This is a genomic window from Marisediminitalea sp., assembly GCF_984433645.1.
On record NZ_CFIDRX010000152.1, the window covers coordinates 1 to 10458 of the forward strand.

Genomic DNA, 10458 nt, shown 5'->3' on the forward strand with positions numbered 1-10458 from the left:
CTCGCGACCCCAACCTTGGCAAGGTTGTGCTCTACCAACTGAGCTATTCCCGCTTAAGAGTGGTACTTCGTTTGAAGTGGTGCGCATTTTACAAAAATATTTTTCGAACGCAATACCTATTTTCAATTTTTTTGTAATATGCGCACTGAATGCCTAAATACTAAACACTTTTTCGCGATAGAACTGTAATTCGGCGATGGATTCCCGAATATCGTCCAACGCCTGATGCGTGCCTTTTTTGGTAAACCCTTCCAATGCCGCTGGTTGCCAACGTCGAACAAGCTCCTTAATGGTGCTCACGTCAACACTGCGATAATGGAAGTATTCCTCCAGCTCTGCCATGTACTTCACCATAAAGCGGCGATCCTGACCAATAGTGTTTCCGCACAGAGGCGATTTGCCAGCCGGTACATACTGTTCTAAAAACGCGATGGTCTGCTTCGCCGCTGTTGCCTCATCAATACTACTTTCCCGACAGCGTTGGGTTAACCCACTTTCGCCGTGCACACGGGTACACCATTCATCCATGCCATCAAGAACGGCATCAGGTTGGTGAACCGCGATTACCGGCCCTTCCGCCAGCACATTGAGTTGTGAGTCCGTCACAATAGTGGCGATTTCCAGAACGACACACGTTTCCGGATCCAACCCCGTCATTTCCATATCGATCCAAACCAGGTTATCAGGTGAATACGCAGCAGATGTTGTCATGAAGAGCACCTATTTGAGTTGAAGTGGTGACACATAAAGTGCACAAAAGGTATCATGCATAGCTTAAAACGCAATAAAAGAGAGTGGCGTGGCCAAGAAACCCAAATTATCCCAGCGACAGAAGCGTCAGGTAGCAGCAAATCGCGAAAAGCGACTGGCACACCGACAGTCGAAATCTTCACCTGATTTATCTTCGTTAATTACGGGGCGCGTCGTCGGGCGATTTGGTAAGCAGGCTGACGTACAGGACAACACCGGCGAGATTGTGCGTTGCCACATACGCCGCACTATTGAATCGGTGGTATGCGGCGACAACGTCTTGTTTGCCCGCTCCGAAGTGCCGGATGAAAACCTGGGTGGAGTCATTGAACTGGTGCAAGACCGTCATTCGGTTTTAACGCGCCCGGATTTCTACGACGGCGTAAAACCCATTGCAGCCAATATCGATCAGATTATTGTGGTGTCTTCGGTCAAGCCCGACTTGTCGCTTAATATCATTGACCGCTATCTGGTGGCGTGTGAAGACACCGGTATCGCCCCACTGCTGGTACTGAACAAAGTCGAATTGCTGAGTCCGGAAGAGCGTGAAGCGGTAGAGGCCTCTTTGCAAATCTACACCAAACTCGGTTATCGCTTTATGTACACGAGCTGTAAAAGCGGCGAAGGCATCGACACCCTGCACGACATACTGCGCGACAAAACCAGCGTGTTTGTGGGTCAATCCGGTGTAGGCAAATCCAGTATTATTAATCAGGTTCTGCCCGACGCCGATGAACTGGTTGGTGAAATCTCGGAAAACTCAGGGCTGGGTCAGCACACCACCACAGCTGCAAAATTATTGCCTATTCCCACTGGTGGTGATTTGATTGACTCACCCGGCGTGCGGGAGTTCGCACTGTGGCACCTGCCGGAAGAGCGCATTACCTGGGGCTTTAAGGAATTTCGAGATTATCTCGGTGGGTGTAAATTTCGCGACTGTAAGCACCTGAATGATCCCGGTTGTATTATTCGTCAGGCGGTCGAGGACGGCGAAATCGATGCGCAACGCTACGAAAATTATCACAAAATTATTGCAGCAATGGATGAGCAGCGGCCGTCTTATATCAAACCCTGATGGACCATAACCGTAAATTGCTATGTTTGATGGCAGGATACGGTACAATGCGCAGCATAACAGGGTCGCCTCCGGCATTTTACTGAGTGAGCAGGCAGACACCGCAGAATAAATAAGGAGATCCCCTTTGCTGGATTGGTTTAAAGTTAACGTACAGTATATTTTACCTAAGCACCCTATTTCGCGTTTGGTTGGCAAACTTGCCGCAGCCGAAGCCGGTGCATTAACCACGTGGCTAATCAAGCTGTTTGTAAAGCAGTTTAAAGTAAACATGGACGAAGCCATGTACTCACAGCCGGAAGATTACCGCACTTTCAACGCTTTTTTTACCCGCCCATTAAAGCCTGGTATTCGACCTATCGACGACAACGAAAAGGGCTTATGCCATGCCGTTGATGGCACAGTAAGCCAGTTTGGCGATATTGTTGGTGAAGATCTGATTCAGGCCAAGGGCCACAAATTTACCTTAAGCGCACTGTTGGGAGGCAACCCGCACCTTGCTGCGCACTTTAAAGGCGGTAAATTTGCGACTATCTATCTGTCACCCAAAGACTATCACCGCATTCATATGCCGATCGAAGGCACGCTCACCGACATGGTTTATGTTCCCGGAGAATTGTTTTCGGTGAACCCGCTTACCGCAGAAAATGTGCCGGGCTTGTTTGCCCGTAACGAGCGCGTGGTGACATTATTCGACACCCCGGTTGGCAAAATGGCTATCGTATTGGTCGGCGCAACCATCGTAGCCAGTATTGATACCGTATGGGCTGGAACAGTAACGCCACCAGCGGGTAAACACGTCACGCACTGGCGTTATGACGCGGACGGTGAGGACGCTATTACCATTGGTAAAGGCGAGGAAATGGGTCAGTTTAAACTTGGCTCTACCATTGTTGTATGCTTCGAAGCCGACAAGATTGATTTTGCCGACCTTGCTGCTGAGCAAGTGACCCGTCTGGGTACACCTTTCGCCACTTTCGCGGACAATCAAACCCAACCAGACTGATTCATGGAACCGGTTAAAAAGAGTCTAATCTCCCTGCATATTGCGGTTATTTTGCTGGGGGGAACAGGACTCTTTTCACATATTATTCCGCTTTCTGCAACCGACATTACGCTGGGTCGCAGCCTGTTCGCCTGCATAGCGCTTTTCTGCGTGGTATTGATCGGCAAAGAAGGGTTAGCCCTGGGACGCCGCCGCGATTATGGCATTGCCATTGGGCTGGGTGTATTAATGGCAGTGCACTGGATCACGTATTTCGCTTCCATGCAGTATGCAGGCGTTTCCGTTGGCATGATTGCCATGTTTACCTTTCCGGTTATAACCGTATTGCTGGAGCCCTTTTTTGAAGGCACCCGGCTGGTATGGCAGGATGTTATTAGTACCCTGGTGGTAGTACTGGGAATTGTGTTGATAGTACCCGAGATTTCACTGGCTAACGACGTAACTTTAGGCGTTGGATTGGGCATTGCCTCCGCAGTGCTTTACGCTATTCGAAACCTGTCTCACCGCAAGTATTTTTCGCACTACAGCGGCGCGAAGGCCATGGCGTGGCAAACCCTCATCATCGCGCTGTGTATTCTGCCCTTCAGTGGCGCAGCTTTAGTCAATACCAACCTGAATGTCTGGTTCTTACTGCTAGCCCTGGGGACTTTTTTCACCGCCTTGCCACACGCTATGGTCGCTAGCTCACTGGCACACCTGCGTGCTAAGACCTTCTCACTCATTGCCTGCATGCAACCATTTTACGGGGTTGCCTTTGCGATTGCCTTACTGCACGAAAGCCCCGGCTGGAACACGCTGATAGGTGGAATTTTAGTGACCTCTGCGTCAATTTATGAAACAGTAAATACCCATAAATCGGTTGCGTCGAAAAAGAGTTAATCTATGTGGATATTGGGGCACCGTGGTGCCAGTAAAGCCGCCCCGGAAAACACCCTTGCGGCCTTTGCACTGGCCATGGCCCAACAGGCTCACGGCATAGAAATCGATACCTACCAGGTTGATGGGAAAATTGTCGTTATCCACGACCGTTGGTTAAATCGCACCACCAATGGTGACGGCATGGTCACCAGCCATTCCCTCGACTATTTACGCAGCCTCGACGCCGGACACGGCGAGCGCATCCCCCTGATGCATGAAGTGTTTGACACACTGCCTCATGACGCGCTGTTAAACATAGAAATTAAACACTTATCGCATATTGAATCCTGGATAGCCGACGTAAAATCCGGATTGCGAATATCCGGATTTCCGCAACAAAACCTGATTATTTCGTCGTTCAATCATCGTTGGCTCCGCAGCATTAAGCATGCCTGGCCAGAAGTGAAGATTGGTGCACTAACAGCAACCTATCCCGAAAATGGTCTGGGGTTTGCTGATGACCTCAGTGCTTATTCGTTACATATGGCCCTGGACGTCGTTGACGAAGGATATGTAACAGAGGCTAAACAAGCGGGCCTGAAGGTGCTGGTTTACACGGTAGATCATCCGCAGGATATGAAAATGCTAAAAAGCTGGGATGTTGACGGTATTTTTACCAATGTGCCAGACATAGCACGAGAGGTGCTGGCCTAGTTATTATCAGCTAAATGCTGTGAGGTAAGCTTGCCCTGGCAACAACGGCACTTTCTGCAAAGTCGCATGTTGATCCAGTGTCCAACAATGATCAGCATGGCGCCAACCGCAATGGTAAACGGTTCTCCCGATTCGCCGAACATGTCTTTAAACCAGTAAATGGCGCCGCCGGTAAGCAGAAGAATAAGAGGATAAACCTGACCGTGATAACGCACTGCACCTGCAATTAGCGCAACACTACCAATCAGAATCGACAAACTTAAAATGGTGCGTTCAAACCACACTTCGCCGAATACACTGGAGGCCAGAAGTGGCAGCACAGGGATGGCCAGACAATGCAACGCACACAAGCCAGAGATCCAGATCCCTAGCCGGTCGAGAATAGTCGGATTGTCGATGGGTGATTGCATATCAAACCTTAGCGCTGCAGACGGATGTTATAATATAACAAACCTGTTTTTTTTCAAGTCAAATTTCACACTATTGGGCCCTCTCTCCGATAAATACCTGTCCCTTGAAGCAATAAAAATTAGCTGTTAGTCTTTTCGACCTTGGCTTTCCGCTCGGATTTAATGCATGTCGTTCCCCTCTCAACCCCAGTTATTCGAGCAAGCGCAAACGCTGGCGCAATCAGGAAAGCAAGCTGATGCAATTAAAATACTCTATCAGGGGGTCAGGCATTACCCGGATTTCTATGCCGGCTGGCTGCTCTTTAGCCGCTGTTTGTTCGAAACGGGTCACATCAAAGAAGCCGTTCAGGTTGCACAACATGCTGACAACGTAGACCCCTGTGAACGGGAATTTCAGCGCATTCAGGCGTTGATGCAACAAAGCAAACCCACAGACGCGGCGGAGGTTGCCCGTAACATGCTGGTGCAAGGCTGTCTGCATCCCAAAGCGCTATTTACACTGGGTAGTATTGCACTGCAGCAGCAACAGCCAGAATATGCCATTGAGTTACTGGCATCCGGCATAGCGCAATACCCTGCCAACATGACACTACAAAGACTCATCGGCGACGCTTATTTGCAAAGCGGGCAATATGCCAATGCCATTCACTCGGCTGAAGCGCTGGTTAGACTCGATACGCGTTTCGATAACCTCTGGCGCTTACTCGGTTTACTATTTAAATATGGTCAGTACAAGGCATTTCTGACTTATTGCCAGCAGGCAGAACCGCTTCAAGCTGATATTAAAAGCCAACTGGCATTGCTAAAAGGCCAGGTTCTCAGAATAGCCGGCAAGCGAGATGACAGCATATCCGCATTAAAGCTCAGCCTGCACTACAACGCCAAAAATGCCGATGCATGGCTGGCACTGGCAGACTTTAAAGATTACCTGTTCAGTGCTGCTGAGGCTGAGCAACTAGGCGCGCTAATCAGCAGTCACCTCAGTGAACAACAACGTTGTACTGCCGCTTTTGCCTATGCCAGATTGCAGGAACAGCTCTCTACGCCTAAGGAGAGTTTCAAGCACTATGCTGCGGCGAATAAGTTATATGCCGCGAGCCAGGTGCAAATCAATGCCATCGCACAGGAATTTAAGCATATAGAACGTAGCTACACCGCGCCTGCGCTGTCAATTCAGGCAGAAGTTAACACTGCGTTGCCCGTACCGGTTTTTATTGTTGGCCTGCCCCGTTCGGGATCGACACTGGTTGATCAAATGCTGGCAAGTCACAGTCAGGTTGAAGGAACAATGGAACAACCCACCTTGCTCGCTGTTGAGCAATGGGCAAACCGCTTTGCACAGCAGCAGTATAAACAACCATTGCTATCTGTCATCGATCAGCTAACGCCGGCTGACCTTGCAAAAATAGGAAACCGCTATTTAGAAGAAAGTGCGCTGTTCAGGCCTACCGGAAGCCGCTTCTTCACCGATAAACAACCTTTTAATTTTCGCTTAGTCGGCTTAATCCACAAAATATTACCCCAGGCCATCATCATTGACGTAGTTCGTAATCCAATGGATTGTGGCCTTAGTTTGTATAAACAATATTTTCATTCCGGTGTGAGCTTTAGCTACGACCAAAACCACATCGGCGAAATCTACAATGCTTACACTGACTTAATGACGTATTGGCAAAAGGCCCTTCCCGGCAAGGTTTACCGCCTTGAATATGAATCACTGGTGTCAAATCCAGAGTTACAACTCACCCGGCTATTGAACCATATAGGCTTGCCATTCGAACCGGCTTGTTTAGCCTTTCACAACTCGCCACGCCCGGTGCACACAGCAAGCAGTGAGCAGGTCAGGCAACCCATCAATCGCAACGGTCTGGGCAGTTGGCTTCCTGTCGCCGACGAGCTAGAGACACTGAAACACAGCTTGAGAGCGGACTTATATGCCCAATCAGTAAAGAGCAACCAATAACTGCACCAGTAACAATTGTAGAGATAGCAAGTTGCACTATCTTTAAGCATTTACCTTCTACTTTAGTGCAATTTAACGCACTCTCATGGTGCTTTTTGTCAGTGAGCTTTTACAATAACGATTGTGTAGCAATGTCCAGCAAGGTTTGTAATTACTGGTACGAGATATGCTAGGCATTCTGTTTATTATAAAAACATCAGAGAACTCTGAGGAAACCATCATGAGCACACCTTTTAAAATTAACGACAAAAAGCGCTCAGCGATATCACTCTGTATCGCTACTGCGTTAGGTCTGGGTTATTCAGCGAATACCCTAGCCCAGGAAACAGAAGAAGAATTGAAATCGGTAGAAGTGATCAACATCACCGGTTCACGAATTCCGACCGACCCTAATGTACTGTCCTCTGTACCCGTACAATCAGTAGACAGCAAAGATATTGCCATGTCTGGTGAGTTAAACCTGGCAGATATCGTAAACGATATTCCCGCGCTTATCTCCTCTTCAACCGCAGAAAATACCGATACAGGTTCTAACTCTTTGAACCTGCGCGGGTTAGGTTCAGAGAGAACACTTACCCTGGTAAACGGCCGTCGACACGTTGCCGGTTTCCGTGGAACCTCAGCGGTAGATATCGGTACCATTCCAAGAGCTTTGGTTGAGCGTGTAGAAGTAACCACTGGTGGTGCATCAGCTGTATATGGTGCTGACGCGGTAACCGGTGTGGTTAACTTCATCCTAAAAGATGACTTTGATGGTTTCCAAATTAACGCGACGGGCGCTTTGCCTGAAGAATCAGGTGGTGGCTCATTTGCCATCGATAGTATCTACGGTAAAAACTTCGACGATGACAAAGGTAACGTTGTTTTCACTTTATCTTATGAAACTGAAGAAGAACTGCTTCACGGCGACCGCGACTGGTCTCGTAACAACGGCATCTCCTCTGTAGTTCCTATTCCAGGCACAGATGGTCAGCGCCAGTTGGCCTCAGACGTTCGTTACTGGTTAACGTCAAATGAAGGGTCGATTGCACCTACCTTTGGTGGTCGTGATGTTACCTATGTTGATATTAACAACAACGGCATTGCCGACTGTCAGGAGTCTGAGGGCGGACGCGTGGGCTACCTTGCGGGTTGTTGGTTAACAAATCCGGACGGTACTGTGCGTGTAAATAGTGACGGCCCTATTTACAACGGTTTGTTAAGTAGTGGCGGTGACGGTGCGAGGTTCAACTTTGACAATGACACCCTGATGCCAAATACCGACAAGTTCATTGTTAACCTGAACGGTAACTATCAAATCAATGAAGAGCTGAATGCATTCTTCGAAGCCAAATACGTAAAGGCAGAAACCAACTTCTACGCAGAATATGACTCGTACTACGACACGCTGTTCATCCTGCCAGACAACCCGTATATCCCTGAGCAGTTGCTGCCGGTTGTAGATCAGACGGGCGGCTTGTTAATCACCCAGGATGCGATTGCCTGGGACGACGATGACACGAATTATGTTCGCGAAACTACGCGCTTTGTGGGTGGATTTACCTGGGATTATTCCTACGACCACAGTTTGGAATTTGCGGTAAACCACGGTCAGTTTAAAAACCAAACCACCTACACAGAGCAATTCATAGACCGTATTTTTGCTGCAATGGACGCCGTAACCGGCCCTGATGGCAGCCCGGTTTGTCGTTCCGACATCGACCCAACTGCTGCATACGAAATTGACTATTTTGCGTTTAACGAAAATTACGCAAACGGACAATTCTATAGCGACCAATACTACACTTTCACACCTGGCGACGGTCAATGTGCGCCGCTAAATCCATTTGGTACGGATGCACTTAGCGATGAAGCAAAAGCATTCATTTCTAACCGTATGCAAGACAACTTAACCATCGAACAAACTGTATTTACGCTAACAGCAGTAGGTCAGTTTGATGAATTATTGGATGGCGTAATTGACGGCGCGTTGGGTTATGCGACCGGTTTAGAGTACCGTGAGGAATCCAGTGATAACCGCCTAGATCCTGTTGCTCTCGGCCAGTTACCTGCCGGAACACCTCACACCGAAGGTCAGCTCGTAAGTGAAGTGTCACCATGGTTAAACTTCCTGACTGGCATAGATAACGTCCAGCAGTTTAATACGAAAGGTGAATATGACGTATTAGATGCCTTTTTGGAAGTACGTTTACCCATATTCCTTGATCGTGAGTTCGCATATGAATTTACCGTTGACGGTGCAGTGCGTGTGGCGGATTACTCTACGCTAGGTAATGCTACTACCTGGAAGCTGGGCTTCTCTTACAGTCCTATCGAAGAATTAAACTTCCGTGGAACCGTGTCAGAAGCGGTACGTGCGCCAAACATTACCGAATTATTTGATCCGCAATTACCAATCACAGTAAACCTAGACACTGATCCATGTGACCCAGCAAATATCGCTGCAGGCACATCATCTCGTCAAGCTAACTGTGTGGCTGGTTTACAAGCAGCCGGTGTAGATTTGGCAGATATTTTAGATGCTGATGGTAATTACATTTGGGAAAACCCATTGACGGCTCGATTCTCTGGAACGTCTGGTGGTAACCCTGAACTTGAGGTTGAAACAGCGGAAACCATTACATTTGGAACCGTTTATCAACCAAGCTTTATTGAGGGTTTAATTCTAACCGTTGACTACTGGAGCGTTGAAATTGAAGATGCGATCTCAGCTGTTAGTGCCAGTGACATTCTTGAGGGCTGTTATGATTCAGATAACTTCCCATCATTAGACTTCTGCAACCAGTTTAATCGCCGTGCAGATGGTGGTTTAAATGACATTACCACCATAGAAATTAACTTCGCACGTATCGAAGCAGAAGGTATCGATTTCTCAGCAAGCTATTCGTTTAATGTTGATGAAAACGAGTTTGGAATCAACGTAGTTGGTACACGTCAGAAAACACTGAACAGATACTTCAACCCTGCTGATTCCTCTGACGTAGATATTGGCCTTGAAGAAATCCAGACTCCGAAAACAGCTGCGAATCTAGAATTGAGCTGGAGCCGCGGTGAGATCAGTATGGCACTACAAACTACCTATCAGAGCCGCCAGGCATACCAAGAGGTGGAAAACTCACTAGGATTGGGTGATAGCCAAGCTTTATTCGGCGAAGGCGGTGGCTTCTTTGGCAGCACCGTTATTCATGACTTCAACGCGAGCTACCAGTTGAACGAAAGCGTTTCAGTCTTCGGTGGTGTGAATAACATTACGGATGAAATTCCATTTGCTACTCAGGAAGCATGGCCTGTAGGTCCTCGTGGACGCACATTCTTCATGGGTGTTAACTACACAATGGAATAACAGTCCCCCTGGCGGCAGACGCTGGCTATAGTCAGCTTTCCGCCAGGTGCATCTGTGTTGAAAACCATTTAAAAACGGTTGATCACTGAGTGATCAACCGTTTTTTTATGGTTGTTATATTTCCGATGACGATGCGAGCAAACAGCGTTTTCTGTTGGTCCAAATCAGTGGTAAGCACTACACAAGCAAAACCGTATTGTTGCAAAATGGTTGGTCCAATGAGATATAGACATCTCGTAAAGAATTGCCGATTACCTGGCTGATACGGGGGAGATTATTGATTCTGGTACTTCTGATGCAAACACAGCAGGACGATTGTTTTGAAAATAGTGACTAATC

The 10458-nt window shown here is 48.0% G+C and carries 8 protein-coding genes; 6 read left to right on the forward strand and 2 right to left on the reverse strand.

Going from position 1 to position 10458, the window contains the following annotated elements:
• Nucleotides 1–153: 153 nt before the first annotated feature.
• On the reverse strand, nucleotides 154–711 hold the full coding sequence (gene orn, locus AC4MRN_RS16160) for an oligoribonuclease (RefSeq protein WP_073324350.1): 558 nt from the start codon (nucleotides 709–711) through the stop codon (nucleotides 154–156).
• An 88-nt stretch (nucleotides 712–799) separates the two neighbouring features.
• Here orn and rsgA point away from each other — a divergent pair, with 88 nt between their 5' ends.
• From rsgA to AC4MRN_RS16180, 4 genes are all read left to right on the forward strand, one after another.
• Nucleotides 800–1825: a small ribosomal subunit biogenesis GTPase RsgA gene (rsgA, locus tag AC4MRN_RS16165; RefSeq protein WP_155013501.1), complete on the forward strand. Its 1026-nt coding sequence runs from the start codon at nucleotides 800–802 to the stop codon at nucleotides 1823–1825.
• Between the two features lie 127 nt (nucleotides 1826–1952).
• Complete coding sequence (asd, locus tag AC4MRN_RS16170) at nucleotides 1953–2831, forward strand: archaetidylserine decarboxylase (protein ID WP_491203854.1); 879 nt, start codon at nucleotides 1953–1955, stop codon at nucleotides 2829–2831.
• Between the two features lie 3 nt (nucleotides 2832–2834).
• Nucleotides 2835–3710: a DMT family transporter gene (locus AC4MRN_RS16175; protein ID WP_490402941.1), complete on the forward strand. Its 876-nt coding sequence runs from the start codon at nucleotides 2835–2837 to the stop codon at nucleotides 3708–3710.
• 3 nt (nucleotides 3711–3713) lie between these two features.
• A complete protein-coding gene (locus AC4MRN_RS16180) occupies nucleotides 3714–4403 on the forward strand; it encodes a glycerophosphodiester phosphodiesterase (protein ID WP_491203855.1) in 690 nt (229 codons plus the stop codon).
• Here AC4MRN_RS16180 and AC4MRN_RS16185 read toward each other — a convergent pair.
• Nucleotides 4400–4813, reverse strand: coding sequence for a MerC domain-containing protein (locus tag AC4MRN_RS16185; RefSeq protein WP_073324345.1), 414 nt, complete (start codon nucleotides 4811–4813; stop codon nucleotides 4400–4402). The genes AC4MRN_RS16180 and AC4MRN_RS16185 overlap by 4 nt on opposite strands.
• A gap of 166 nt (nucleotides 4814–4979) precedes the next feature.
• Here AC4MRN_RS16185 and AC4MRN_RS16190 point away from each other — a divergent pair, with 166 nt between their 5' ends.
• Both AC4MRN_RS16190 and AC4MRN_RS16195 read left to right on the forward strand, forming a co-directional pair.
• Nucleotides 4980–6776 carry a tetratricopeptide repeat-containing sulfotransferase family protein gene (locus AC4MRN_RS16190; RefSeq protein WP_491203856.1) on the forward strand — a complete coding sequence of 599 codons (1797 nt, stop codon included), beginning with the start codon at nucleotides 4980–4982 and terminating at the stop codon, nucleotides 6774–6776.
• Nucleotides 6777–6996: 220 nt separating this feature from the next.
• Nucleotides 6997–10119 carry a TonB-dependent receptor domain-containing protein gene (locus AC4MRN_RS16195; RefSeq protein WP_491203857.1) on the forward strand — a complete coding sequence of 1041 codons (3123 nt, stop codon included), beginning with the start codon at nucleotides 6997–6999 and terminating at the stop codon, nucleotides 10117–10119.
• The last annotated feature ends 339 nt before the right edge of the window (nucleotides 10120–10458 follow it).

Coding starts and splice junctions, on each gene's coding strand:
- AC4MRN_RS16175 (WP_490402941.1), top strand. CDS start 2,835: ATGGAACCGGTTAAAAAGAGTCTAATCTCCCTGCATATTGCGGTTATT.
- AC4MRN_RS16195 (WP_491203857.1), top strand. CDS start 6,997: ATGAGCACACCTTTTAAAATTAACGACAAAAAGCGCTCAGCGATATCA.
- AC4MRN_RS16180 (WP_491203855.1), top strand. CDS start 3,714: ATGTGGATATTGGGGCACCGTGGTGCCAGTAAAGCCGCCCCGGAAAAC.
- orn (WP_073324350.1), bottom strand. CDS start 711: ATGACAACATCTGCTGCGTATTCACCTGATAACCTGGTTTGGATCGAT.
- AC4MRN_RS16190 (WP_491203856.1), top strand. CDS start 4,980: ATGTCGTTCCCCTCTCAACCCCAGTTATTCGAGCAAGCGCAAACGCTG.
- AC4MRN_RS16185 (WP_073324345.1), bottom strand. CDS start 4,813: ATGCAATCACCCATCGACAATCCGACTATTCTCGACCGGCTAGGGATC.